Origin of the sequence: Actinomyces mediterranea (genome assembly GCF_900155595.1) — a bacterium.
Taxonomy (GTDB): domain Bacteria; phylum Actinomycetota; class Actinomycetes; order Actinomycetales; family Actinomycetaceae; genus Pauljensenia; species Pauljensenia mediterranea.
The window spans coordinates 959,164-983,102 of the sequence record NZ_FTPB01000004.1 but is presented as its reverse complement, the minus strand read 5'-3'; the positions used below and the strand labels follow the sequence as shown (position 1 = coordinate 983,102).

Genomic DNA, 23,939 nt, shown 5'->3' with positions numbered 1-23,939 from the left:
GATCACTTCGACGGCTCCGGCGGGTGAGAGCTGGTGGAAGTGAGGGGGAAGAAACCCCAGATGATGTACGCGGCGAGGACGGGGTGTCACTGGGCAAAACAAAGAGCGTGACGCCACATGTGTCACGCTCGGTCATGGGGGGCGCGCATCCTTGCGCGCCCCGAATCATCTGCTCAGTGCTTCTCGTTGCGGGAGATCGCGTAGGCGGCGGGGATGAAGAGGATCGCGGAGAGGCCGACGAGGGCCGCGATGACGATCGACACGGGGGAGGAGGCGTTGATGGCGGCGACGACGCCGAGAACGGCGAGGAGGACGACGGTCGCGACGAGAGCCGAGACATCAGCGGTCTTCTGCCAGGAGGCGATGGCGATCTCAGACTTGACGATGTGTTCCATGAGGATTCTTCTTTCAGTCAGTGCTGTTGCGAAAGCACCGACTGTGCCCCGCACAGCAGTGTGTCAATGTTGCTTCGAAGGTCTGGGCCTTTGTGCCCCCTTGTTCAGCACCTCATACGGTAGCAGTGCGAGGCGGGGGAGTCCATTCCGTGTGAGCGATGAGACACGCCTTTGACCTGCATAATCGCCGGGTCGTCCGACAAATTATCATCATTGGCGGAAACGTTTCCAGAGTTTTTGGTGAAATTAGGCTGAAAGTCCCAGTCGTAGGCGGAGGGTTATCGACAAGTCAACGCGGAGAAAAACCGGTCCTCCGTGCACGAGGAGTGCACGGAGGACCGGCGTATGAGAATGTCAGCCGAGCTGCTGAATGTTCTCCGCCTGCAGGCCCTTGGGGCCCTGAGCAGTGGTGAACTCGACCGTGGCGCCCTCGAAGAGGGTGCGACGGCCGGACTCCTGAATAATGTTGGAGAAGTGAGCAAACACGTCGGCGGAGCCGTCATCGGGAGTGATGAAGCCATAGCCCTTCTCATCGTTGAACCATTTCACGACACCGGTGGTCATGGGGTTTTTCCAATCTGCAAATGTGCCCCTCAGGGGCGGTGTACCGGACCGGGTGCCGATCCGGCATAGTGACCCAACCTCGTGCAACCGCCCGGTAAAAAGCAAGTCCTGCAATGAAACTGTGTGACTACGCGTACCATCCTAATCGACCGGGGCCCTCATCGGTGCACCATGGTCCAACAAGTGGTTGATACCTCGGAATGAGATCAATGTCGTCCCCGCCGGTTGAAACCAGGGGAACCCACAGGATGGACTGTGGAAACCGATGGATGGAATGGGGGGAGTAACCTGAACACGACGAGCATCCCGCACCGGCAGGCAAAGCATGCGCTGACCCGCATTGAAATAGTTGATCATTATGTTGGAGTTCCTATGGACGCTTCGCCGCACCCAGCACTCGCCATCCGGGGACTGGTCAAGGTCTACGGCAATCTGCTCGCCGTCGCCGACCTGAGTCTGGACGTGCCCGTTGGCTCCTTCTACGGTTTCGTCGGCCCCAATGGGGCGGGCAAGACCACGACGCTCAACATGGCTACCGGCCTGCTGCGCCCCGACCGGGGTACCACCCTCGTCCAGGGAGTCGACGTGTGGACCGAGAAGGCGCGGGCCCGTCGCCTCCTCGGCGTCATGCCCGATGGGATGCGTCTGCTGGACAAACTCTCCGGCGCGGACCTGCTCACTCATGTCGGCATGCTGCGCGGCCTGGACAGGGACACTGCGCGGAGCCGAACAGCAGAACTCCTCGACGCCCTCGACCTCACCGGAGCCGCGAACAAACTCGTCGGAGACTACTCAGCCGGAATGTCCAAGAAAATCGCATTGGCATCCGCCCTCATCCACGGGCCGCAGGTCGTCGTCCTCGATGAGCCCTTCGAGGCCGTCGACCCCGTCAGCGCCGCGAATATCCGCACCATCCTCACCCGTTTCGTGGATGGGGGCGGCACCGTCATCCTGTCCAGCCACGCCATGGCAACCGTTCAATCCCTGTGCACTCACGTCGCCGTCATCAACGAGGGGCGCCTCGTCGCCGCAGGCACGACCAACGAGGTCGCCGCCGGGATGAGCCTGGACGATCGATTCGCCCAACTCGTCGGCGGGCGCCGAGCCGAAGAGGGGCTGTCGTGGTTCGGCAACTGATCGCCCTGAAGGCGAAGATGACCTGGAATACCTTCACCCGACAGACGTGGGTCCTCGTCATGGTGGTCCTCGGACTCGTGTACGCACTGGGCATGGTGGCGAGCCTGACGGTCGCCGTGGTCGGGTCGATCCTCTGGGGCGACGCCGAAGTCCCACTCGCAGTGCTCACTCTGGGCGGCGCGGGGCTCGTCCTGGCCTGGTGGGTCGTGCCCGCTGTGTTCTTCGGAATGGACAACACCTTGGATCCCGAGCGCTTCGCTCCCTATGTCGACCCGTCCCCCAGATTCGCATCCGGACTCGTGGCGGCCACCGGCGTCGGCGTCGCGGGAATCCTCTCCACGCTCCTGTCACTGCTGCCCGCCCTCGGCTGGGCGGTCGCCGGGAATCCGGCTGCCGCGCTGGCGGCCCTACTCGTCGCGCCCCTCGCCCTGGCCACCGCTTTCACTTGGGCCCGCGCCCTGAGTACGTGGATCGGGACAAGACTGCGGGCGACCTCGGCCCGTCGCGACATGAGCGCCGCAGTGTCCTCCACCCTCTTCATCCTCGTCCTCGCCCCTGCCGGACTGTGGATCCAATGGCTGGTGCGCGACTTTAGCCCCGACGCCGTCGTGCGCAGTGCGCGCATCGGAGCGTGGACGCCATTCGGCGCGGCCTTCGGCGTGCCTGCCGCCATCGCCGAGGGCGACTGGCTCACCGCCGCAGCGCGCCTCGCCCTCGCCGTACTCACGCTCGCTGTCGGCTTCCGGTTGTGGCTGCGCGTCCTCGCCGATGCCATGACGGGGGTCGCGGACCCGGTGTCGGAGAGCGCACGCGACGCCATCGCCGAAGGGCGGCGTCTGATCGACCCGTCGAAGGAGGGCGCTCACGAGGCTCACGCTCGTGCGGCGCACGACTACCTGCCGCGCGTCCAGTGGTGGCAGATGATGGGTCTGAGCGGCCCGACCGCGTCCATGGCGGCCCGGACCGCGCGCTACTGGGTGCGAGACGCGCGCCTCGTGGTGTCCCTGACGAGTCCGATGCTCTTCATCATTCTGGCGGTGATGTGGGACCGCATGGCTGGAATGCCCGGCGGATTGAGCATATTCTGGCTCTACTTCATGCCGATCGTTCAGGGCACCGTCATCGGGAGCCTCGCCCAGTATGATTCGACTTCGCTGTGGATCTCGGTATCCTCGGCGATCACCGGGCGACAGGAGCGCGCGGGTCGATTAGTGGGCTCTCTGCCCATCTCTGCGGGGCTCATGGTCGCTGGCGTACTCGCATACGCGCTCCTGACGGGGAGGGGGCCCGGTGACACCGCGAACCTGGTGGCGATGGCGATCGCCTTGCTGATGTGCTCGGCTGCCCTTGCCCTGGTCGTCGGCTCGGTATGGGTCTACCCGGTTCAACCTCCAGGAACATCGCCCATGTCGACTCGGGGCACCGGTCACATGATGGCGACGATACTCATTCAAAGCGCCGCCCTCCTGGGTGCGTTGCTCGTGGGACTTCCGGTCATCATTTCCACATCGTTGTCCCAGGCCGGGGTGATCGCCGCATGGGCGGGCCCGCTCGTGTCCGTTCCCTGGGCGTTGATCATCGCTGTCGGGGGCGTGTGGGTTGCCGGGAGGCTGTGGGACGCGAATGATGTCGCGATCCTCACGAAGATCCGCTCATGGCCCGGGCACTGAGCGGCTCACACAACCAGCCGATGCTGAATGAACTTTTGTTACCAGTGTCTTTAGCTCTTTTGAATGTCGTTGAGGAGAAAAGTTCACAATTGTGCGGACTTGCGGTGCAATTCCCTGAAGCGGATCGTCCTGGGTGTGGTGGAGGGTCTGATTCCGCGGAAGGATGATGACCATGTCAGCACCGCGGATTCATGTCCGACTCATTGCCGAGCTTCACCCACGACATACATTCACTCCTCTGGCTCGATGAAGTCCCAGATGTTCAACTGGACGGTCGGCGCCGCACCGTTATGGCCGGCGCGGTAGCATGCGCACCTCATGTCATGAACGACGCGAGTGTCGAAGACAGGGGCAGAGTCGTAGATGCGTTCGTCTCTTCCTGAGATCCACCCGATCGGAGAATCGGCATTCACCCCGGCCTCCCGCATGACAGAAGGCGGAAACCACACGAAGGTCCGCATCGGCAAACGAGTGACGATGGTTCCCCGGCACCGCGAGGTGTCAGAGGGGACCGCACGAGGAATCATCAAGAGCATGGAGGAGAAGTGACCGTGGAGATCATCGCCCGCGTCTACCGCGACGGCCGCTGGTGGGCCGTCGAAACCCCCATCAACGGGAGCACCCAGTACACGCAGGGAAAGACCCTTGCTGAAGCGCAGGCCATGGCCGAAGACCTCGTCGCCATGTGGGCCGAAGAACTCGACGATGACGCACTGCGCGCCGCCGAGATCGTCCTCGCCGTCAACGGCGACGTCAAGAAGGCCGCTGACGCTGTCAAGACCGCAGCCGAAGCCGCTGAAACCGCCCGCGAACACGCTCGCGCCGAACAAGTGCGTGCAGTTGCTCAGCTTCGCGAGGAAGGCCTGACGATGCAGGACATTGCAACCGTTCTCGGCGTAACCAAGGGCCGTGTTTCCCAGCTCGCCCACGCCTGAACGACAGGAGCCTACAGCCCGATCAGAGAGCTCGCCCTTGTTCTGCAATACCAGAATGCGAAAAAGCAGAGAAGGAAGCCGAACGCGAAGAACACGCCAGACTGCGCGATACCTGACCGACTGGCCACGGATCGAGCCTCTCGGCGATGTAACGGTCCCACATGCGCCGCTACTTGATGATCGTACGTTCCTCGGCGTAGGAGGCCAGATGCTCGCAGAACTCCTCGGAGGCTCGGGCGCAGGTCGTGGTCTCAGCCTCGGCATCACGGATCGTGGCCTCGCGGATCTGACGGGCCGCGACAGGGCAGATCCGATCGATGAGATCGCAGAAGTCGAGGGTCTGCCGATAGGTCTCGAAACGGTCGGATATCGGGGCCTGGCCGGGGGGCGAGCCGGTACTGGACTTGGAAGATGAGTGTCTTGTCCTTGAGGCCGATCGGAGAGGGCTTAGGCACGCAGATCAACTCGCAGCGCGTCAGCCGAGACCGGTCAACGAAGAGCTAAGATCGCTTCTTGCGCAGGCACCTGTAGTCTCCGCTGTAGCTTCGATACTTTGAGTACCTCGGTTTTTTCGCAGAATACTGCGGAAAAGTACTGGTGCGCGAGGGGGGAGTTGAACCCCCACCCCATCACTGGGACACGGACCTGAACCGTGCGCGTCTGCCTATTCCGCCACTCGCGCGCTTGAAGAAGGTTACGAGCAATCCTGCGCCCGCGTCAAATGACGTCCATACGCGGCGGTGCCGGAAAACCGTGGCCCACGACTCGAACAACAACTGTTAACAATCGGTGTCGACGAGTATGAAAATCCCGCAGATCCTGCGAGAACTCGAATAGACTGGCACAACGATCACCCATGAAGACGACGAGGTCTTGTGAATGACACCCACTGCCCACACACCGCTGTCGGTCAACCCGCGCTCCGCGAAGAACATGTCGACCAGACAGAAGCGACCACACCAGAAGGTCAACCCCGTCAAACTCTTCGGTCAAGTCGGGGCCGTTCTCGCCATCGTGATTTTCCTCTTCGTGCGCCTGCCCGGCCTCGAAGCCGAAGGATCGCGCATGTTCGGCATCTTCCTCGCGGCGATCCTCCTATGGGTGACCGAAGCGATTCCCCTCGCTGCGACCGCGACCCTCGTCATCTTCTTAGAAGTCCTCTTCGTCTCCGACCATGCACTGCTCACGGTTGGCGAGGACGCCCCGAAGTACACGGTCTTCTTCGGCGCCCTCGCCAACCCTGTCATCATCTTGTTCCTCGGCGGTTTCATGCTCGCCGACGGTGCAGCCAAGTACAAGGTTGACCGCGCCCTATCCGCGGTTCTGCTCAAACCCTTCCTCGGCAAACCGCGCCTGACCATTATGGGCGTCATGCTCATCACGGCACTCATGAGCATGTTCATGTCGAACACTGCGACCACCGCGACTATGTTCGCCGTCATGATGCCCGTCATCCTCGGACTGCCCGAGGGCAGGGCGAGAACCGGCATCGCCCTGTCGATCCCCGTCGCCGCGAATGTCGGCGGCATGGGCACTCCCGTCGGCACCCCGCCCAACGCCATCGCCCTGGGTGCACTGCAAGCGGCGGGCGTCTCCATCACCTTCCTCGATTGGATGCTCGCCGCCGTCCCCCTCATGCTCATCGTCCTCGTCGTGTCCTGGCTGTTCATCTCTTGGCGCTACGTCCCCAAGGACGCTTCCTTCACCATTGACACATCAGCGACATTCGACACCTCGAAGAATGCGCAGATCTTCTATGTCGTCGCCATCATCACGATCCTCCTGTGGATGACGGAGGCCCTTCACGGGATCTCTTCGAATGTCGTCGGATTCCTGCCAGTCGTCGCCCTCATGGTGACGAGGGTGATGAGCGGCGACGACCTGCGAGCCCTCGACTGGCCGGTCTTGTGGCTCGTCGCAGGCGGTATCGCCCTGGGCAGCGGCGTCGGCGCGACCGGCCTGGACGCATGGCTCCTCGGATCCATCCAGTGGGCGGCCATCCCGATGCTCCTGCTCATCCTCACCCTCGCCCTCATCGGCTGGGTGACCTCCAATGTCATCTCCCACTCGGCGTCGGCGAACCTCCTCGTCCCCATGGGCATGGGCTTGGCGGCGTCGGTGTCGATGCCGGCGGCGCAGATCGCGATCGTCCTCGCCCTGGGCTGCTCACTCGGCATGTGCCTGCCGATCTCCACCCCGCCCAATGCGATCGCATACTCCACGGGAACCACGCCCACACGGGAGATGGTCGTCGTCGGAGTCGTCGTCGGAGTCGTCGGCGTCCTCCTCCTCGCGTTCGTCGCACCGCTGACGTGGGGTCCCCTCGGGGTGATCTAATATGGCGATCGTCGAGGGCGAGGCCGCCGCAGGGATCACCCTGAAGAACTCGGACGTGTGGCGGCGCACCGATGTGCGAGAAAGCGGCCACCGCGAGGGCGCTCACGTCCACATCCTCGTCATCGGCGACGACTCGCGTCGCCTCGCTCGCTCCCTCACCGAAGACATGGCGTTTGCCTTCCCGAACCTGTGCCTCGACCGGATCGACGGGCCCGGAGAGATCGATGCGTACAACGCGAGTCTGGGGCCCGCGGATCACGTCGTCCTGGGGCTCATCACCTCCGAAGTACCCGAAATCGACGACGTCCTCGCCCGCATGGACGACATGCCGATCCTCGAACCGACCAGATGGCTCGTCGTCACCGACCAGGAGTCCCACTCCGACCTGGCCAAGGCGACGACCTCGCAAAGGCTCGCCTCCGTCGTGTCCGTCCCCTGGACCGTGCCCCTGCTCATTGGGCAGTCCTATTCGGCGATGGTCCGTCACCTCGTCGCCGATGGGCGCACCCTCGCCGGTGTGCGCGCACTCATCGGGCCCCCTCCTCCCAACGCCGTCCAGGGCCCGCTCCTGGAGGGCCTCGACTTGTCAGAACACGAAGTCGTCCGCCAACTCCTCGACGGGGTCGAAAGGGTTCTGGGCCGTCGCCCCCGCCTCATGATCCCCGCGGGTACGGCTCTTGCGGTCCAGGGGGAGCCCGCCTGTGCCGTCCACCTCATCCTCGAAGGGGATGTGTCGCTGCACAGGGACTCCTCCCACGGGGAGGTCCTCGCACACCTGGCGTCATCGGGCCCCCTCATCGGCCTGGTCACCCTCGCACGCGGGGAGAATGCCTTCTTCACGGCGACGACCACGACGACGGCGAGAGTCGTGCGCCTCACTCACGAGCAGCTTGAAATCGTCCTCCTCGAAGAGCCCGAACTCGCTTCGCCCCTCGCGGCGCTGGCGATCCAATCCCTCACACGCAGGCTCATGCGCGCCGAGGACCTCCACCTGGAGAATGCGATGCTTGCCGCCGACCTCGAAGCCGAGAGGGCGCGCCTCGCCTCCACCCTCGAGGATTTGCATCATACGAGGGCGGAGCTTGTTGAGCGGACCAGGTTCGCCATGCTCGGCGAATTGTCCGCCGGTATCGCCCATGAACTCAACAACCCCGTGACGGCCCTCGCCCGCTCCGCATCGCACCTGCGTGAGGACGTGGAGCGCCTCCTCGGCGCGTCGCCCGCGCTCGAATCGGCGAGTGTCGCGATGCGCGATGCCTTTAATGCGGGCCCCTCCTCCACATCCGATGAACGCGCACAGGTCAGGGCACTCATGGATGTCCTGAAAGGGGATCGTCAACTCGCCCGCAGGCTGGTGCGCATCGGCATCACCGATCCCGCGCAGGCGAAGAAGCTGCGCACACTGCGTCCAGCCGAGCTCGAACTACTCGAATCAGGCTCTCGTATCGGGGCCTCCCTGCGCTCCGTGTTGGCCGCTTCCGAGCGGGTCATCGACCTCACCCAATCCCTCAAGGGCTATGCGCGCCCCGAGGCAGCCGACCTTCAAGAAGTCGACGTCCGCAACGGCATCGACGACGTTTTGCGCCTGACGAAGTACAAACTGCGCGGCATTGACGTATCCACCCACTACACGGACATCCCCCTTGTTCGCGCACACCCCTCAAAACTTCAGCAAGTGTGGACGAACCTGCTGGTCAATGCCGCCGAAGCCATCGACGACGAGATGGACGATGTGCAGGTGCGGCGCGATGGCGGCGAGGACGCGGAGGTCTCGCGCGGCAACGCCCCCGCGAAGATCTCCATCGACGTCGCAGCGCGCGCCGGCAACGTCGAGGTGACGATCAGCGACAACGGCCCGGGGATCCCCGAGGCGCTTCTTGAGAAGATCTTCGAACCGCATTTCACGACGAAAGCGGGCCGGGTGAGATTCGGCCTCGGCATGGGGATGTCGATCGTGCGGTCCATCATCTCCGATCATGACGGCGATATGCACATCACCTCCCGCCCGGGGAGTACGGTGATGACCGTCACCCTTCCTGCAGCTCCGACCTCCACTCACACCGAGGAGAAACCATGACCCTGACGATCCTGTCCCTCGAGGATGAAGCAGACGTCCGCGAAGCACTCGAAAGGGACCTCGAGGACTTCTGGTCCAAGGCCCGCCTCGAAACCGCCCAGGATGTGGAGGACGCATGGGACGCGGTCGAGGAGATCGCCCGCGACGGCGACCAGCTCGCCGTCGTCCTGTCCGACCATCGACTCCCCGGCAAAAGCGGTGTCGATTTCCTCGTCGAACTCGTCAACGACTCGCGCTTCACTGCCACGAGGACGGTCCTCGTCACAGGACAGGCCGACCAGGACGACACGATCCGCGCCGTCAACCAGGCCGGCCTCGATTACTACATCGCCAAACCGTGGACGCCCGAGAACCTGCGCCAAGTCGTGCGCACCCAGCTCACCGACTACGTTCTCGAAACGGGGGTCGATCCCCTGCCCTACATGCCCCTCCTCGACGCGGTGCGTGTAATGGAGTCGATCCGCTGACACAGGTGCGGGCGGTCGGCCCGCAGATAGCAGGGTCCGTGAGGAGGTGAGCGATGTGAACGCGACGGCCTACACTGCGGACGCCGACGCCGTCGTCCGGGCGTGCGCGTCGGATCCGGTGCGCGGACTGAGTGCCCACGAGGCGCAGCGCAGAATTGAGGCGGATGGGCCCAATGAACTGCCCGCCCAACCGGTTGAGCCCCTGTGGCGCAAAGCCCTCGACCAGCTCGCTGATCCCCTCATCGGGCTGCTCCTCATCGCGATCGGCATATCCGTTGTCGCGTGGGTCCTCGAAGGCTCCGACGGTCTTCCCGTCGACGCCCTCGTCATAGCGATTGTCATCGTCGTGAACACCGTCCTCGGCCTCGTCGAGGAGTCCCGGGCGCAGGCGTCGGTCGCCGCGCTATCCGAAATGACGAGGGCGACGACCACCCTCATCCGAGAGGGCAAGCGGATCCAGGTCCCCGCCTGTGACATCGTCGTCGGGGATCTCCTCGTCCTCGCCGAGGGCGACCGCGTGAGCGCCGACGCGCGCCTGCTGCGCGCCGATGCCCTCAGCGTCGTCGAATCGGCTCTCACAGGGGAAGCTGAGGCAGTCGCCAAGCAGAGCGCGCCGATCGACCCCGACGCGCCCCTCGCCGAACGGACGAATATGGTCTATCGGGGTACGTCAGTGGCGAGGGGCTCCGCGCTCGCGGTCGTCACCGCGACGGGCGCGGACACCGAAATGGGAGCCATCGCGCGCCTCCTCGACTCCGTCGACGAGGCGCCGACGCCGCTTCAAAGGGAGATCACCCGGGTGTCGAAGGCCCTCGGCATCATCGTCGGAGCGATCGCGGTCATCATCATCGTCGTCATGCTCATCGTGTCAGGGGCGTCCACCCTCGACGATATTGTCGACGCTCTCCTATTAGGCGTCTCCCTCGCTGTCGCCGCCGTCCCGGAGGGGCTGCCCGCGATCCTGTCCGTCGTCCTCGCCATGGGGGTCAGGCGCATGGCGATGCGCCGCGCCCTCGTTAAGAACCTCACCTCCGTCGAGGCACTCGGATCGGCCAGTGTCATCTGCTCGGATAAAACGGGGACCCTCACCCGTTCCGAAATGACGATCCAAGAGGTCGTCACCGCTTCCGGGGCGACCGTCGTCTCCGGCATCGGATACGCCCCCGAGGGCGATGTCGGCCCCGACGCGGATCGCGACCACGTCATGGACAGCCCCGTGCTCACCGGCGCGCAGCGTGACGAGGTGACGGTGGTGCTCTCAGGCGGGGTGCTCGCCTCGGATGCGGAACTGACGACGAATGAGCGGGGCGAATGGATTGTCCTAGGCGACCCCACCGAAGGAGCGTTCCTCGTCGCGGAGAAGAAACTCGGCGTTGACGGCGGGCGCGATGGTCGTTTTACCCGCCAGGGAACGATTCCCTTCACCTCCGAGCGCAAACTCATGAGCGTCGTCGAATACGACGCGAAGCACCAGTCGCGCTCACTCATCGTCAAAGGCGCAGCCGATGTCCTCATCGACCGGTGCACGCATATCCGAGTCGACTCCGACTCCGTCCCCCTCAGCGCCGAACAGCGCGGCACGATGCTCGCCGAAGTCGAACAGATGAGTGCGAGGGCGTTGCGCACCCTCGCCGTCGCCTATCGGATCCTCGACGCTGAAGACCCCTTCGACCAGGCGGATGAATCCCTTGAAACGGGGCTCACCCTCGCCGGCGTCGTCGGCATCATCGACCCGCCCCGCCCAGAGGCCCGCGACGCCATCGCCGACGCCCACCGAGCGGGGATCCGCGTCCTCATGATCACCGGCGATCATCCCGCAACAGCGGGCAGAATCGCCGCCGACCTCGGTATCGCGGAGCAGGGGAGTCGAGTCCTGACGGGGGCTGATCTATCAGCCATGTCCCCCGCGCAGCTCCAAGCCGCCGTCCGAGATGTCGACGTGTACGCCAGGGTCGCCCCCGCCCACAAGATGAGCATCGTCCACTCCCTTCAGGCCGACGGATGCGTCGTCGCCATGACTGGCGACGGCGTGAATGACGCGCCCGCCCTGCGCCAGGCGGATATCGGCGTCGCCATGGGCATTGCGGGTACGCAGGTGACGCAGGAGGCGGGCGCCATGGTCCTCGCCGATGACAACTTCGCGACCATTGTCGATGCCGTTGCGGAGGGCCGTAGGATCTTCGACAACATCCGCAAATTCTTGCGCTACCTCCTCTCGTCGAATATGGGGGAGGTGATGATGGTCTTTGCGGGAGTCGCCCTCGCCCCCGCCCTCGGCCTCGTATCGGAGTCAGGGACCGTCATCGTGCCGCTGCTGGCGACACAGATCCTGTGGATCAACCTCGTCACCGATTCCGCTCCCGCCTTGGCGATGGGCGTCGACCCGGCGACGGGCGACCTCATGGCACAACCGCCGCGCAGGTCCTCCGACACGATCATCGACCGGCGGATGTGGGGCGGGATCCTCCTCGTCGGCGTGGTCATGGCGGCGGCTTCACTCACGGCGATCGACGTATTCTCACCGGGCGGCCTCATCGAGGGTTCCGACTCTCTCACAGTCGCCCGGACTGCGGGATTCACGACCCTCGTCTTCGCTCAACTATTCAACACCCTCAACTCGCGCTCCGACGAGATCAGCGCTTTGTCGAATCTCTTCGTCAATCGGTGGCTGTGGGGGGCCATTGGCTTTGCTGTCGTCTTGCAGGTCGGAGTCGTCGAAGTGCCCCTCGCGCAGGCTGCCTTCCACACCGCGCACCTCAATGCGCATCACTGGATCGTCTGCGTCGCCCTCGCCTCCCTCGTCTTGTGGGTCGACGAGGCGCGAAAACTCGCGGCTGGGCTGATGCGTCGGCGACTGTCCCCCTGAAAATGCGCGACGGGGACTATTGGCTACTCGTGTCGAAGCAGAAGGCGGGGCCCTCGAAACCAGAGGCGCCGAGGATCTGGAAGATGGCGTCCATGATCTGCGCCGGGGTGAGGACCCCGGCGGTGAATTCGGGGTGGCGGATCTCAATCGCGGACATGCCCTCAAGATCGTGGACCGGTTCGGTGTCGAAGCGCGAACTCAGCAGCACATTCGCCTCCTCCAGGTCGCTCGGCGCACCGAATATCCAGGTTGTTGCCGTAGGGGCGCCGCCCTGAGCGCCGACCCACATATGCGTGAGGACGACGCGGTTTCCCTCCCTCGGGAAGGCGGCGCCGACGCGGGTGAACACTGCGATCGATCCCATCCCCGGGCCCAGGGAGTCCTCATAGAGGGCATAGGCGTAGGCGCCGATGCCGCGCAATGTGAGCGCATCGGCGAGGCTGCCGAGGACCTCATCCTCGAAGGGCTCATCGCTGAAGTAGATCCCCTCCCCGGCGGGAGGTTCGGTCCCGGACAGGATCGATATCTCGTAGTCCGCGTCAGCGAGGGCGTCGCGCACGGTGGAGATAGTGTGCTCCGGAAATGGGTGGAGCACAGCCGCATTCGCGCTGTGGCGCTCGATGAACACGTAGGCGGGGAACCCCGGCGAGGACATGGCACCCATGCTAAGCGGTGTCAGCGCAGCGCGAAGCCTTGTTCGCGCAGAACGTCGAGCATCGGCGACACATGCGCGCCCCCCGTGCCGATGGAGGTGCGGACCATATTCGTGAAGGACTCGACGCGCGTGGACGCATCCCGCAGATCGTAGTAGCGGGTGATCACAGTGTCGTACTCGGCGATGAGATCCGCGTAGGAGTCGACGACCGGGTATGTGTTCTCACCGGCAATCACCTCCAGGGGCAGACGCGGCTTGAACTGCGGTTCTTGATCCGGATGGCCGACGAGGAGGCCGAGGATGGGGAAGGTGAGGGTGGGAAGGTCGAGGGCGGTGATGACCCTGCGGGGGTCGGCGAGGATCGACCCGAGATAACAGGTCCCCAGTCCCAGCGATTCTGCTGCGACGACGACGTTCTGCGCAGCGAGGAGGGCATCGTGGGCCGCCGTGAGGAATAGGTTCATCGTGTGCAGGGGCGCAGAGTCCACGCCGCCCTCGGCGCGGATCCTCGAATTGCGGTACTGGTCGGCGATGAAGACGAAGAGCTCGCCGCGATCCCCGCCCACATAGGGTTGACCGGAGGCGAGGTAGAGTTGCTCGCGAATGACCGGGTCGGTGACGCGCAGGATCGTGCACTGCTGGAGGAAGGACGAGGACGCGGTGTGGCGGGCCACCTCGAGGAGAGTCGTGATCTGCTCGTCGGTGAGAGGCTCATCGGTGAATGCGCGGATCGTTCGGTGGGAGAGTTGACACTCGATCGTGGAGTTCTCGATAGGAGCAGTGTCGCGGGTCATGAGGTCGGCAATCATGGGGCGTCCTTTCTGGGGCCATTCCCCTCCATTGTGCTCCTGCCCCGACTCCGGCGCGAGGGTCCGGATGGGTGATCTCCTCGGGGTAGTACCAGGGCACAAGCGGGGGGATACCTCATAGAGGCGTGACAACGAGACGTCAGAGAATTGACTCATGACAGTTCACGCACCGTACAGTCCGCATCACACGCCCTCCTACACCGCTTCGACTCCCACTGCAGGTCCGGGAGCGATCAGCGTTCGCGGCCTGACGAAGACGTATATGCGGGGCGGCGTCGACGTCCCCGCCCTCGTCGGCGTCGACCTCGACATCGCTTCCGGAGAGCAGGTCGCCATCATGGGGCCCTCCGGCAGCGGTAAGACGACCCTCCTGCATTGCCTGGCGGGCATTATCCGCCCCACATCCGGTCGGGTCATCGTCGGCGGCACCGATGTCACAGGGCTGAGTGATGCGCGCAACTCCCGCCTCCGCCTGTCCTCCTACGGGTTCGTCTTCCAAGACGGTCAACTCCTGCCGGAACTGTCATGCGAGGAGAATGTCGCGCTGCCTCTCATGCTCAATGGGCACTCCCGCACCTCTGCGATCAGTGCGGCGCGCCAGATCCTCGCGGGCCTGGGGCTCGACGGGCTGGGGCCGCACCGTCCAGGGCAACTGTCCGGCGGGCAGGCCCAGCGGGTCGCCATTGCCCGCGCCCTCGTCACATCGCCGAGCGTCGTCTTCGCCGACGAGCCGACGGGATCCGTTGATCAGAAGACTGGAGCCGACGTGATGAGAGTGCTGTGCGAGGCGTGCGTGAGGTCCGGTGCGACACTCGTCCTGGTCACCCACGATCCGGGAGTCGCCGACAGACTCGGGCGCATCATCCGAGTCGAAGACGGGCGCATCCTCGCTGCCGATCCCTTCGCGGGGGGTGCACGATGAGTGCCATCGGAGTTGCGACGAAGACCCTGCTCAAGGGGCGCGACCCGATGACCTCGGCACTCACCATCGCGTCGGTTGCCGTCCCCCATGCGATGCTGCTCGCCGTTGTCGGCGGCGTCCTCGCATTCCGCGAGCGCGCCCGCGCGATGGATCTGGGGATGGGCAACGGCGAGCTCTACGTCTTCTTATCCAGTTTCGCCGCCGTGCTCCTCATCGTTCCGATCCTGTCGATGGGGGCGGCCGCTGTCCGGCTCGGCATGAGCAGGCGTTCTGAACATCTCGCGATTCTGCGGCTCATCGGCGTCACCGGCTCGCAGATGAGGGTCGCGTGTGTCGCCGATTCCCTCATCCAGACCCTGATCGGCATCGGCGTGGGGAGCGTCCTTTACGCGGTGACTCTGCCCGCATGGTCGCTGCTGAGCTTCCACAACCGCCCGCTGGGGGTCGCGGAGATGTGGGTCGGGGTCGCTGGGCTCGCCCTCGCCGCTGCCGTCATGGCGGTGCTCGTGGCACTCAGCGCGTGGATAGCGGTGCGCGAAGTGGCGGTGACGCCGCTGGGCGTGGTGCGCCACGCGAATGCGAAGCGCGTGTCCCCCGTGATGGTCCTCCTCGTCGTGGTGCTTGTCGTTGCGTGGATCGTGGGCGGCAGCGTTGTCAACGCCTTCCCCCAGGCGGTGGCCGTGGCGGTCATCTGCTCGATCCTTGCGCTCATTCTGGCGGGGGTCAATGCGGTGGGCGCATGGTCGGTGGGGCTCCTCGGGAGGATCATGGCGACGCTGGCGCGCCGTCCGCATATGCTCATCGCGGGCAGGAGGCTCGCAGACGATCCGCGCTCCGTGTGGCGCTCGTTTGGTGCGGTCGCTCTCGTCGGCTTTATCGTCGGTTGCCTCTACCCGGTGATCTCCATCATTGTGCACTCGGGGGGCGAGGGGGCGCAGCCGGAAGAGGCCATGGTGGGGCGCGATATTCACACGGGTTTGCTCCTCACCCTGTCCATGACGGTCGTCCTCGCGGCGGTGTCGACGGCGGTGAATCAGGCGGTGCGACTCCTCGATACCATCTCCGAGACGAGGGCGCTGTCGTATGCAGGTGCTCCGAATTCGCTCGTGGACCGCGCCAGGCGCAGCGAGGTTGGGATCCCGGCGACCCTCATCATCGGCGGGGCAATGGGCGTGGGGTTGGTGTTCCTCACTCCGATCCTCGGCGACGCACCGACAGGAGGGCTGCTGCTCATCGTCTCGACCCTCGGGGGCTTCCTCATTGCGGCGGTCGGGGTGATTCTGGCGGCATCGGAGTCGACGAGGGCGCTGCGTTCTCACCTGCTGCGCGACTAGGGACGACTCGGCGGACGGAGGGAAGCACAGACATGAGAATGACAACGTCTATGAAGAGGGCATGAGAAGCGTTACCATATCACCCGTGATTAAGAGATCCTTCACGACGCTGTGCGCCGCCGCAACAATCGCTACCGTGATGCTGGCGGGCTGCTCCTCCGCCCCCGAGGCGACGCAGTCGACGCCGGGCACGCAGACTGCAACGACGACCGAGGCTCTCCCGCCGATCATGAAAGAGCCCGCCGCTCTCGACGGCTCGACAGTGAAGGTGCCCATCAAGCGTGAACTCGTCCTCGTCGTCCCTGAGGGTGACGATGCGGCAGCGTGGACCGGTGCCCTCGACGATGAGACGATCGCGGAGTTCGTGCCGGGCACCGATGACGGTTCCGTGACCCACAACCCCGGTGTGCACCCGCTCGCCGAGGGCGAAACGACGGTGACCCTCACCGATCCGACGGGCCAGACCATCAGCTTCACCCTCATCATCGTGCCAGGGGCCCGCTGAGCGACCGGCGCCCTCTCCGCATAAGCGCCGCATTCGTGGTGCCGGGCCCTGCCCTGATCCCCGTGAACTTCTCTAAGAAGAGAGTGCTCACACGCTCCACAGCGTCGAGATTGGCATCGCCCAGAGGCGGTCTCCCATGGGAAGTATCTGTTTGCCGGCATGCAGGAGGATCCCCGCTCGGAATTGGTCACCGAGCTGTTCTCTGAGGAATTTCAGCCCTTTGAAGTCATTCTGAGAGATTGACATTGCGGCCTTGACCTCGATGCCGACGACGATTTGCCGCCGGTCTTCGAGGACGAGGTCCACCTCTTGTCCGGAGGAGCTTCGGAAATGGTGGAGGACGAACCTCTTCGCTGACCACGTCTGCTGCTTGAGGAGTTCTGTGGCGACGAAGGACTCCATGAGGCCGCCGGAGAGGGGACTGAGGCTCTGTGTTTCAAGAGCTCGCGAATCAACGCCGGCGAGGACGGCCGCAAGGCCCGGATCCTGAGCGAAGACCTTCGGCTTGGAGATCGCCCGTTTCCTGAGATTGCGTCCCCATGCGGGCAGAATGTCGATGAGGAAGACCGAGTTGAGCGCCTCCATGTAGGAGGGCAGGGAGCGTTCAGGGAGATCGAGTTCGCGAGCCGCATGAGCGGCGACAAATTCGCTCGTGCCACTTCTGGCGATGAGGCTCAGGAGCTTCGAAAGGCGATCCGGGTATTGAAGGCCGAAGAGCTCGGACGCGTCTTTCGAGAGTACTCGCTCCGTGTACGCATTGATCCAACGCTCTTGGCGCCGCTCGCCGACATTGGCGATCCCGGGGAATGAGGAGGAGGCGAGGAGGGAGAAGTAGTCGGAGCGGGAGAGGGGCGGGATCTCCATGCCGCTGCTCTCCGTATCCAGGTTCCAGGCGAATCGGGGGAAGTCCTCGACGAATCCGTGGCGTTCGCCTTGACTGAAACCCCTGAGGTGGAGAGTCTCGGCTCGTCCGGCGAGACTCTCTTCCGCCCCCTTCAGAGTCGAGAGGTTGGAGGATCCGGTGATGATGAATCGGCCGGGGCGTCGGTCCTCCTCAAGAGCGCCTTTAATGGCTCTGAAGAGTTCGGGGGCGCGTTGGATCTCGTCGATCGCCAGAACGCCACCGGGATTCTGGCGCACGAAGGCATCCGGGTCGCTCTTCGCCGCTGCAAGGGTCGCGGCATCATCGAGGTTCACGGTGTGAGCCGGGCGGTTCTTGATGAGCTGCGAGACCAGAGTCGTCTTCCCGACTTGGCGCGCTCCCGATACGCTGAGGACCGGGGTGTCAGAGAGGATCTCCTCGGCAAGATCCGCAGAATTGCGTCGAATAAGTGCCTCGCTCATAGCATCAGTCTAAGCGTGCGTTGCGGTTCTGCAAGGTCTTCGTTGCGGTTCTGCAAGGTCTTCGTTGCGGTTCTGCAAGGTCTTCGTTGCGGTTCTGCACCGTTTCGGCACCCGAGAAGCACACCTCTCCGCCGCTCGTAATAATGTCGAACCAGGTAGCGACGAAGGATTCCGAGATGATGAAGCACCCCCTGTACGTCGACTGCGATCCGGACGTCGACGACGCCCTGGCGCTGGCCTATCTGCTGAACTCCCCGGAGGCCTCCCTGCTCGGCATCGGTACGATCTGCGGCAACGTCGACGTTGAGCAGGCGAGCGGGAACGCGCTGCGCCTCCTCGCCCTCGCGGGAAGAGCGGAGGTGCCGCTCGCGGTGGGGGAGAGCCGCTATCTCAAAAGGGAATACGCGCATCGTGCGACTCGCGTTCACGGCGCCAACGGCCTCGGGAACGTCGAACTGCCGGCAGCCGATCTCGCACCCACGGGCGAAAGCGCCGTCGAGATGATCCTGCGGCTCTCCCACGAGTACGAGGGCGAGCTGAAGATCTGCGCCCTCGGACCGCTGACGAACATCGCGCGCGCCCTCGAAGCGGATCCGCACCTGGCGCAGCGGGTGAAACGGGTCGTCGCCATGGGCGGCGCCGCCCTCGTCCCGGGCAATGTCACGCCCGTCGCCGAGGCGAACATCTTCTGCGACCCTCAGGCCGCGAGACTCGTCATCCGCGCCCCATGGGAGGTGACCCTCATCGGCCTGGACGTCACCCTCGAGAACGTCCTGGAGGAGTCTCATCGTGAGCGGCTCCTCGCTTCGGACAGGCCCTTCGCGCGGTCGCTCGGGCGGATCCTCGACCTCTACTACGACTTCTACCGACCCCAATTCGGTCGGCGCTGCGCCCCCTTGCACGACCCCCTGGCCGCAGCGATCGCCATCGGGACCGTGCGGGCGCTCGACTCCCCGTGGGTGGAGGTCAAGGTAGACGACACCGAGGGGCCGGGGCGCGGCCAGACGATCGCGGACCTGCGAGGGAGCAGACTCGGCCAGGAAGACCAGGAGGGCGCCCATGTCCGCATGGTGCTCGACACCGACCGGCCCCTCGCGGATCATCTGATCGGGCGGATCACGGCAGACGCCGGGGGAGACGAGTAAGACAGGACGGCGGCGGGGGAAGGCCCTGGAGGGGAGCAGCCGGGAGAGGATGGTGGAACCGAGGCCGCGGAGCATCCCCTGCCCGATCCCGGAAACCCACCCGGCTCGCGCTGAGGATCGCCTGAACGAAAAGCGGCTCCACCGGCCTGTTAGCAGGGCTCCGGAGTGTTCTGGTGACAGACTTGGATGGCACCTCCCCTTCCTCGAAAGGCTTGCCGTGAGCACTGACGCCCAGCGTGCTGAACTTCATCGGACCATCTGGCAGATCGCCAACGACTTGCGCGGCAGTGTCGACGGCTGGGACTTCAAGGCCTACGTGCTCGGCTTCCTCTTCTACCGCTTCATCTCTGAGAACCTTACGGATTTCATTAACGAGGGCGAGGCGGAATCAGGAAACACGGGATTCGATTATGCGCTGCTGCCCGATGCGGACGCCGAAGATGAGGAATTCCGCCGAGATATTGTGAGTGAGAAGGGTTTCTTCATTCGTCCTTCCGAGCTCTTCGTCAATGTCCGTACGAGGGCGCCTCACAATGAGAACCTCAACGAGACCCTGTCGATGGTGTTTGCGAACATTGAGCGATCCTCATATGGGACCAAAGCGGAGAAGGACATGAAGGGCCTCTTCGCCGACGTTGACGTCAATTCGCCCAAGCTCGGCAACACTGTTGCTCAAAGAAACCTCAAGCTCGTGAGGATCTTGGACGCGATCGGGGACATGGACTTGTCCTACGGGGAGTCGACGATCGATGCTTTCGGTGACGCCTACGAGTATCTGATGACGATGTATGCCTCGAGCGCAGGCAAATCAGGTGGTGAGTTCTTCACACCCCAAGAGGTCAGCGAGGTTCTTGCGCGCATCGCTTTGGATGGGCGCGAATCGATTGGGCGGGTCTACGATCCGGCGTGTGGTTCAGGGTCACTGCTGCTGAAGTTCGCGAAGCTCATCGGTCCTGACAATGTTGAGGGATTCTTTGGCCAGGAGATCAACCTGACGACCTACAACCTGTGTCGGATCAATATGTTCCTCCATGACATTAACTTCGCGGACTTCGATATCGCACTCGGGGATACGCTGATCGATCCTGCGCATTGGGACTTCGAGCCTTTCGATGCGATCGTGTCGAATCCTCCGTATTCGACGAAGTGGATCGGCAAGGATGACCCGGCGCTCCTGCATGATTCCAGATTCGCGCCCGCAGGAGCTCTGGCGCCAAAGTCGAGAGCGGATCTCGCTTTCACCATGCACATGCTCCACTGGTTGAAGGTTGATGGCACCGCCGCGATCGTCGAGTTCCCGGGGGTGCTGTATCGCGGTGGGGCCGAGCAGAAGATCCGCCAGTATCTCATCGATAACAACTACGTGGATGCAGTGATCCAGCTTCCGCCGGACTTGTTCTTCGGCACGACGATTGCGACCTGCATCATCGTGTTGAAGAAGTCGAAGAGAGACAATGCGGTGCTCTTCCTCGACGCCTCCGACAAATTCATGAGGCGAGGGAACAAGAACGTTCTCGACGCCGAGCACCGCGACTTCATCGTCGATACTCTCGATAAACGCGAGCCGATCGAGCATGTCGTTTCTCTTGTCGAGGCCGACAAGATCGCTGAAAACTCCTACAACCTGTCCGTCTCCTCCTATGTGGAACCCGAAGACACGCGGGAAGAGATCGACATCCATGAGCTCAACCGTGAGATCGAAGGAATCGTCGCCAGGCAGTCTGAGCTGCGTGCGAAGATCGACGCCATCGTCGCAAACCTCGAGGGCGGTGCCCGATGAACCGCATCGATGAGATGCTGCGGGAGCTCTGCTCCGACGGGGTGGAGTACCGGCCGTTGGGTGAACTCGTTCAGATCAAGAACGGATCAGACTATAAGCAACTTGGTCCCGGGAATGTCCCAGTGTTTGGTTCAGGCGGAATCATGACGTCTGTTGATCGTGCGGTATATGACGGTCCCTCAGTTTTAATTCCTAGGAAGGGGTCTTTGAATAAGCTCTATTTCGTTGACGAGCCATTTTGGGCGGTAGATACGATCTATTATACGGTCATTGGTTCGAGGATCGAGTCGAAGTATCTCTATTACTTCCTTGCTAAGTTGCACTTGGAGAATCTAAATCAGGCGGGAGGAGTTCCGAGCTTAACTCAAGCGATCCTCAAGGGTTTGAGAGTCCCTGTTCCTCCGCTGGAGATTCAGCGTGAGATTGTGAGAATATTAGATTCCTTCACTGAGCTGGAAGCCGAGCTGGAAGCCGAGCTGGAAGCCGAGCTGGAAGCTCGAAGGAAGCAGTATGCCTTCTATCGGGATCAACTCTTGAACTTTGAATCTGCCAGGGAGGCGGGGCGAACGAGCGTTCTCGGCCTGCCGCCCTTCGAGGTGGAGTGGAAATCGATGGGTGAAGTTGGTTTAATTTGTCGAGGGCGTAGGTTTACGATGGCCGATATGCGCGATTCAGGAATTCCGGCAATTCATTATGGAGAGATCTATACCTCTTACGGGGCGGTTGCTCGGAATCACTTTACCTTTCTCGATTCTTCTCTTGAGAGTTCTTTGCGGTTTGCAAGTCCTGGAGATGTGATCATTGCATGTGTTGGTGAAACTGTGGGGGATCTTGGACGAGGTGTCGCCTGGCTTGGAGAACGGAATGTCGCCTATCATGATGATTCTGCTGCATGGCATACGGGAGAGGATTCACGATACCTCTCATATTACCTTCGCTCTGAAGTGTTTGATCGACAGAAAAGATCTTTGATTTCCAAGGGAAAGGTTAAACGTATTTCTCCCTCGAGTTTGTCGCGAATTCTTGTTCCGATTCCGCCCCTCGATGTTCAGCGCCGCATTGCTGATGTTCTCGACTCTTTCGACGCTCTCGTCAATGACCTTTCTTCGGGTCTTCCCGCAGAAATTGCTGCGCGTCGCAAGCAGTACGAGTATTACCGCGACAAACTCCTCACTTTCCCCGAGAAGAAGTGACCCCCATGGCCCACGGCAAGCACATCGAGCTTTTCCTCGTTGACGGCGAGGCAGGTGGTATTATCACCGCCGACGTCGCGTCCTGGACGGGCCATATCCTCTCCGGGCCTCGCTCACGCTTGTCCGATTTGCTCGCTCGAGAAGAGTCACATAGGAATGGCGTCTACCTGCTGCTCGGCGACGACCCGGAATCGATCGACAACACCCGCTGCTACATCGGGAAGACCGAGGACTTCTCTCGGCGTTTCCTCGACCATGACAAGAAGAAGGAGTGGTGGGATCGGGCGATCCTCGTGTCCAGCCTCGACGACTCCTTCAACGAGGGGCATTGGGGCTACATCGAATCCCGGCTCGTCGAGATCGCGAAACGAGCAGAGCGCTCCAGCCTCGACGACAACAAGCAGACCCCGCAACTGCGCAAACTCTCCGAAGCCCAGCGCTCCGACGCCGAAGCCTTCATCGAGAAGATCCGCCAGGTCCTGCCCGTCCTCGGCATCTCCGTGTTCAAGACCCGTTCCTCCAAGCCTCCGAGGCGGGCCGACGGACATCTTGATGAACCCACTGTAGGACTCGCGGCCCCGTCCTCGTCGGTGGAAATCGGTGGAACAGACTCCGCTGAATCGCCGGTCTTCCACCTGGATCTTCCAAAGCATGGTGTCCACGCGCGCGCGCAATTCGTCGGCGGTGAGTTCGTCCTGCTCGAAGGCTCGATACTCGTGGCCGAAGTGGGTGGAAAGGCTCGTACGGAGTCGACGAAACGCGCATATCAAGCCATAGAAGCGCGCTTCAGCAAGCTCGTCGCAGACGGGTCGATTTTGCTCGAAGGATCGAACGGCGTGGCCGCCCGGGACATCCCATTCGCATCGCCCTCGGGAGCAGCATCGATCGTGTGCGGTCGCACGCGTAATGGCCGCAACGCTTGGAAGACCACCGACGGCCTCAGCTACGGCGACTGGGAAGAACGCGGGACGGCAAGCGATCAGGAGACGAGCAAATGAACTCATCCGCCTTCAACCCCTCGATGCGGATCGAGCCGATCGTCCTCAGCGATGAGTCGACCGTCGTCGCAGATGAGTTCCCGGTGCCCCGGGCTTTGCGGTCTACCTCGGGGCGATGACGCGCAGTCCGGAGGTCCGCGCAGCCTCGGCCATGCGCTCGTCGTAGGTGAGCATGAGGTCGGCACCGCAGCGCACGGCGGTCACGATGTGCAGCGCGTCCAAGGAACGGAGGAACGTCCCGGAGATGAGGCCGGCCTCCGAATAGAGCGAACGGGGCATATCAAACAATGCGATCCCCTCGAGAAGATCCGATACCATTCCCTGCGTTAGCGCCGGATCGCGGTGAACCGCTCTGCGCAGCTCCGTTTCGAGGAGCATTCCCCCGACGAGATCGGCCCCGCCCTCGTCGATGAAGGCTGCGAGAGCTGCTGACTCGGCTTCCTCCTTGATGAGCTTGAGGGCGGCGGAGGTGTCGATGTACCACCTCATCGTTCGTCCCGAAGATCCTGGAGGATCTGCTCGGACAGGACGGTGGAGGAGACTCTGCGCAGCTTCGAGAAGCGGATCCTCTTCGTCGCGGGCTTGAGGCATACGAGCTCCTCGCGCGAGGAATAGGGCGACAGACGGGCGACGGGAACACCGCGGCGAGTAACCGTGAGATCTTCTCCGCCCTCCACGCGGCGCAGCACTGCCGCACTGTCATTGCGCAACTCGCGCTGGCTGATGAGATTCGCGCCCATGTCACAAGTGTAGCATTCCGTAGCATCGGTCGCTTGATCCCTGTCCCGCCCTGTTGACCGTCTCGG

The 23,939-nt window shown here is 63.2% G+C and carries 24 protein-coding genes and 1 tRNA gene; 17 read left to right on the top strand and 8 right to left on the bottom strand.

Annotation, left to right across the window (positions count from 1 at the left end; translation table 11 throughout):
- Nucleotides 1–173: 173 nt before the first annotated feature.
- Both BQ7471_RS08415 and BQ7471_RS08410 read right to left on the bottom strand, forming a co-directional pair.
- Nucleotides 174–395, bottom strand: a complete 222-nt coding sequence (locus BQ7471_RS08415; protein ID WP_076465542.1) for a hypothetical protein — start codon at nt 393–395, stop codon at nt 174–176.
- Nucleotides 396–749: 354 nt separating this feature from the next.
- Nucleotides 750–959: a cold-shock protein gene (locus tag BQ7471_RS08410; RefSeq protein WP_076465540.1), complete on the bottom strand. Its 210-nt coding sequence runs from the start codon at nt 957–959 to the stop codon at nt 750–752.
- A gap of 372 nt (nt 960–1,331) precedes the next feature.
- Here BQ7471_RS08410 and BQ7471_RS08405 point away from each other — a divergent pair, with 372 nt between their 5' ends.
- The 5 genes from BQ7471_RS08405 (at nt 1,332) to BQ7471_RS08385 (ending at nt 5,116) form a co-directional block, all read left to right on the top strand.
- Nucleotides 1,332–2,096: an ABC transporter ATP-binding protein gene (locus tag BQ7471_RS08405; protein WP_076465538.1), complete on the top strand. Its 765-nt coding sequence runs from the start codon at nt 1,332–1,334 to the stop codon at nt 2,094–2,096.
- Nucleotides 2,081–3,766 carry a hypothetical protein gene (locus tag BQ7471_RS08400; protein ID WP_076465536.1) on the top strand — a complete coding sequence of 562 codons (1,686 nt, stop codon included), beginning with the start codon at nt 2,081–2,083 and terminating at the stop codon, nt 3,764–3,766. The genes BQ7471_RS08405 and BQ7471_RS08400 overlap by 16 nt, the downstream gene beginning before the upstream one ends.
- A gap of 363 nt (nt 3,767–4,129) precedes the next feature.
- Nucleotides 4,130–4,315, top strand: coding sequence for a hypothetical protein (locus tag BQ7471_RS11170; protein ID WP_129583397.1), 186 nt, complete (start codon nt 4,130–4,132; stop codon nt 4,313–4,315).
- Entirely contained in the window at nt 4,312–4,701 is a 390-nt protein-coding gene (locus BQ7471_RS08390) for a sigma factor-like helix-turn-helix DNA-binding protein (RefSeq protein WP_129583396.1), read from the top strand. The genes BQ7471_RS11170 and BQ7471_RS08390 overlap by 4 nt, the downstream gene beginning before the upstream one ends.
- A 208-nt stretch (nt 4,702–4,909) precedes the next feature.
- A complete protein-coding gene (locus tag BQ7471_RS08385; RefSeq protein ID WP_076465532.1) occupies nt 4,910–5,116 on the top strand; it encodes a hypothetical protein in 207 nt (68 codons plus the stop codon).
- A 180-nt stretch (nt 5,117–5,296) separates the two neighbouring features.
- Here BQ7471_RS08385 and BQ7471_RS08380 read toward each other — a convergent pair.
- Nucleotides 5,297–5,383 (bottom strand) — tRNA-Leu (locus BQ7471_RS08380).
- Nucleotides 5,384–5,634: 251 nt separating this feature from the next.
- Here BQ7471_RS08380 and BQ7471_RS08375 point away from each other — a divergent pair.
- From BQ7471_RS08375 to BQ7471_RS08360, 4 genes are read left to right on the top strand one after another with little or no spacing between them, the layout of a single operon-like run.
- A complete protein-coding gene (locus tag BQ7471_RS08375) occupies nt 5,635–7,038 on the top strand; it encodes an SLC13 family permease (RefSeq protein ID WP_076466309.1) in 1,404 nt (467 codons plus the stop codon).
- A gap of 1 nt (nt 7,039) precedes the next feature.
- Complete coding sequence (locus BQ7471_RS08370) at nt 7,040–9,115, top strand: sensor histidine kinase (RefSeq protein WP_076465530.1); 2,076 nt, start codon at nt 7,040–7,042, stop codon at nt 9,113–9,115.
- On the top strand, nt 9,112–9,582 hold the full coding sequence (locus BQ7471_RS08365) for a response regulator (protein WP_076465529.1): 471 nt from the start codon (nt 9,112–9,114) through the stop codon (nt 9,580–9,582). Before BQ7471_RS08370 ends, BQ7471_RS08365 begins: the two co-directional genes overlap by 4 nt.
- A gap of 55 nt (nt 9,583–9,637) precedes the next feature.
- Entirely contained in the window at nt 9,638–12,448 is a 2,811-nt protein-coding gene (locus tag BQ7471_RS08360; RefSeq protein WP_235821277.1) for a cation-translocating P-type ATPase, read from the top strand.
- Nucleotides 12,449–12,464: 16 nt separating this feature from the next.
- On the opposite strand, the gene BQ7471_RS08355 is transcribed toward BQ7471_RS08360, so the two are convergent.
- Both BQ7471_RS08355 and BQ7471_RS08350 read right to left on the bottom strand, forming a co-directional pair.
- Nucleotides 12,465–13,103 carry a hypothetical protein gene (locus BQ7471_RS08355; RefSeq protein WP_076466306.1) on the bottom strand — a complete coding sequence of 213 codons (639 nt, stop codon included), beginning with the start codon at nt 13,101–13,103 and terminating at the stop codon, nt 12,465–12,467.
- Between the two features lie 20 nt (nt 13,104–13,123).
- Nucleotides 13,124–13,876: an NADPH-dependent oxidoreductase gene (locus BQ7471_RS08350; RefSeq protein ID WP_083663405.1), complete on the bottom strand. Its 753-nt coding sequence runs from the start codon at nt 13,874–13,876 to the stop codon at nt 13,124–13,126.
- 190 nt (nt 13,877–14,066) lie between these two features.
- On the opposite strand from BQ7471_RS08350, the gene BQ7471_RS08345 reads away from it, so the two are divergent.
- The 3 genes from BQ7471_RS08345 to BQ7471_RS08335 all read left to right on the top strand — a co-directional run bounded on the left by BQ7471_RS08345 (nt 14,067) and on the right by BQ7471_RS08335 (nt 16,673).
- Nucleotides 14,067–14,834 (top strand): ABC transporter ATP-binding protein, encoded by a 768-nt coding sequence (locus BQ7471_RS08345; RefSeq protein ID WP_076465523.1) that lies wholly within the window; start codon nt 14,067–14,069, stop codon nt 14,832–14,834.
- Nucleotides 14,831–16,168: an FtsX-like permease family protein gene (locus BQ7471_RS08340; RefSeq protein ID WP_076465521.1), complete on the top strand. Its 1,338-nt coding sequence runs from the start codon at nt 14,831–14,833 to the stop codon at nt 16,166–16,168. Before BQ7471_RS08345 ends, BQ7471_RS08340 begins: the two co-directional genes overlap by 4 nt.
- A gap of 85 nt (nt 16,169–16,253) precedes the next feature.
- Nucleotides 16,254–16,673: a hypothetical protein gene (locus BQ7471_RS08335; protein ID WP_076465520.1), complete on the top strand. Its 420-nt coding sequence runs from the start codon at nt 16,254–16,256 to the stop codon at nt 16,671–16,673.
- An 87-nt stretch (nt 16,674–16,760) separates the two neighbouring features.
- Here the strand turns inward: BQ7471_RS08335 and BQ7471_RS08330 are convergent, their stop codons facing one another.
- Nucleotides 16,761–18,017 (bottom strand): ATP-binding protein, encoded by a 1,257-nt coding sequence (locus BQ7471_RS08330; protein ID WP_076465519.1) that lies wholly within the window; start codon nt 18,015–18,017, stop codon nt 16,761–16,763.
- 176 nt (nt 18,018–18,193) lie between these two features.
- Here BQ7471_RS08330 and BQ7471_RS08325 point away from each other — a divergent pair, with 176 nt between their 5' ends.
- The 5 genes from BQ7471_RS08325 (at nt 18,194) to BQ7471_RS11800 (ending at nt 23,252) form a co-directional block, all read left to right on the top strand.
- Entirely contained in the window at nt 18,194–19,162 is a 969-nt protein-coding gene (locus BQ7471_RS08325) for a nucleoside hydrolase (protein ID WP_076465517.1), read from the top strand.
- A 217-nt stretch (nt 19,163–19,379) separates the two neighbouring features.
- Entirely contained in the window at nt 19,380–20,942 is a 1,563-nt protein-coding gene (locus tag BQ7471_RS08320; protein WP_076465516.1) for a type I restriction-modification system subunit M, read from the top strand.
- Nucleotides 20,939–22,135, top strand: a complete 1,197-nt coding sequence (locus tag BQ7471_RS08315) for a restriction endonuclease subunit S (protein WP_076465514.1) — start codon at nt 20,939–20,941, stop codon at nt 22,133–22,135. The genes BQ7471_RS08320 and BQ7471_RS08315 overlap by 4 nt, the downstream gene beginning before the upstream one ends.
- Nucleotides 22,136–22,140: 5 nt before the next feature.
- The gene (locus BQ7471_RS08310; protein ID WP_076465513.1) at nt 22,141–23,133 is read left to right on the top strand and encodes a GIY-YIG nuclease family protein; all 993 of its coding nucleotides are present in this window, start codon (nt 22,141–22,143) and stop codon (nt 23,131–23,133) included.
- Nucleotides 23,130–23,252 (top strand): hypothetical protein, encoded by a 123-nt coding sequence (locus tag BQ7471_RS11800; RefSeq protein WP_268874468.1) that lies wholly within the window; start codon nt 23,130–23,132, stop codon nt 23,250–23,252. The genes BQ7471_RS08310 and BQ7471_RS11800 overlap by 4 nt, the downstream gene beginning before the upstream one ends.
- Here the strand turns inward: BQ7471_RS11800 and BQ7471_RS08305 are convergent.
- Both BQ7471_RS08305 and BQ7471_RS08300 read right to left on the bottom strand, forming a co-directional pair.
- On the bottom strand, nt 23,236–23,622 hold the full coding sequence (locus tag BQ7471_RS08305; RefSeq protein ID WP_076465511.1) for a type II toxin-antitoxin system VapC family toxin: 387 nt from the start codon (nt 23,620–23,622) through the stop codon (nt 23,236–23,238). The genes BQ7471_RS11800 and BQ7471_RS08305 overlap by 17 nt on opposite strands.
- A complete protein-coding gene (locus tag BQ7471_RS08300) occupies nt 23,619–23,873 on the bottom strand; it encodes a type II toxin-antitoxin system Phd/YefM family antitoxin (protein ID WP_076465510.1) in 255 nt (84 codons plus the stop codon). Before BQ7471_RS08300 ends, BQ7471_RS08305 begins: the two co-directional genes overlap by 4 nt.
- Nucleotides 23,874–23,939 lie beyond the last annotated feature (66 nt).

Bases quoted from the DNA above. Each gene is read 5' to 3' on its own strand.
- BQ7471_RS08415 (WP_076465542.1), bottom strand. From the start codon at position 395: ATGGAACACATCGTCAAGTCTGAGATCGCCATCGCCTCCTGGCAGAAG.
- BQ7471_RS08410 (WP_076465540.1), bottom strand. From the start codon at position 959: ATGACCACCGGTGTCGTGAAATGGTTCAACGATGAGAAGGGCTATGGC.
- BQ7471_RS08405 (WP_076465538.1), top strand. From the start codon at position 1,332: ATGGACGCTTCGCCGCACCCAGCACTCGCCATCCGGGGACTGGTCAAG.
- BQ7471_RS11170 (WP_129583397.1), top strand. From the start codon at position 4,130: ATGCGTTCGTCTCTTCCTGAGATCCACCCGATCGGAGAATCGGCATTC.
- BQ7471_RS08385 (WP_076465532.1), top strand. From the start codon at position 4,910: ATGCTCGCAGAACTCCTCGGAGGCTCGGGCGCAGGTCGTGGTCTCAGC.
- BQ7471_RS08375 (WP_076466309.1), top strand. From the start codon at position 5,635: ATGTCGACCAGACAGAAGCGACCACACCAGAAGGTCAACCCCGTCAAA.
- BQ7471_RS08370 (WP_076465530.1), top strand. From the start codon at position 7,040: ATGGCGATCGTCGAGGGCGAGGCCGCCGCAGGGATCACCCTGAAGAAC.
- BQ7471_RS08365 (WP_076465529.1), top strand. From the start codon at position 9,112: ATGACCCTGACGATCCTGTCCCTCGAGGATGAAGCAGACGTCCGCGAA.
- BQ7471_RS08355 (WP_076466306.1), bottom strand. From the start codon at position 13,103: ATGTCCTCGCCGGGGTTCCCCGCCTACGTGTTCATCGAGCGCCACAGC.
- BQ7471_RS08345 (WP_076465523.1), top strand. From the start codon at position 14,067: ATGACAGTTCACGCACCGTACAGTCCGCATCACACGCCCTCCTACACC.
- BQ7471_RS08340 (WP_076465521.1), top strand. From the start codon at position 14,831: ATGAGTGCCATCGGAGTTGCGACGAAGACCCTGCTCAAGGGGCGCGAC.
- BQ7471_RS08330 (WP_076465519.1), bottom strand. From the start codon at position 18,017: ATGAGCGAGGCACTTATTCGACGCAATTCTGCGGATCTTGCCGAGGAG.
- BQ7471_RS08325 (WP_076465517.1), top strand. From the start codon at position 18,194: ATGATGAAGCACCCCCTGTACGTCGACTGCGATCCGGACGTCGACGAC.
- BQ7471_RS08315 (WP_076465514.1), top strand. From the start codon at position 20,939: ATGAACCGCATCGATGAGATGCTGCGGGAGCTCTGCTCCGACGGGGTG.
- BQ7471_RS08310 (WP_076465513.1), top strand. From the start codon at position 22,141: ATGGCCCACGGCAAGCACATCGAGCTTTTCCTCGTTGACGGCGAGGCA.
- BQ7471_RS11800 (WP_268874468.1), top strand. From the start codon at position 23,130: ATGAACTCATCCGCCTTCAACCCCTCGATGCGGATCGAGCCGATCGTC.
- BQ7471_RS08305 (WP_076465511.1), bottom strand. From the start codon at position 23,622: ATGAGGTGGTACATCGACACCTCCGCCGCCCTCAAGCTCATCAAGGAG.
- BQ7471_RS08300 (WP_076465510.1), bottom strand. From the start codon at position 23,873: ATGGGCGCGAATCTCATCAGCCAGCGCGAGTTGCGCAATGACAGTGCG.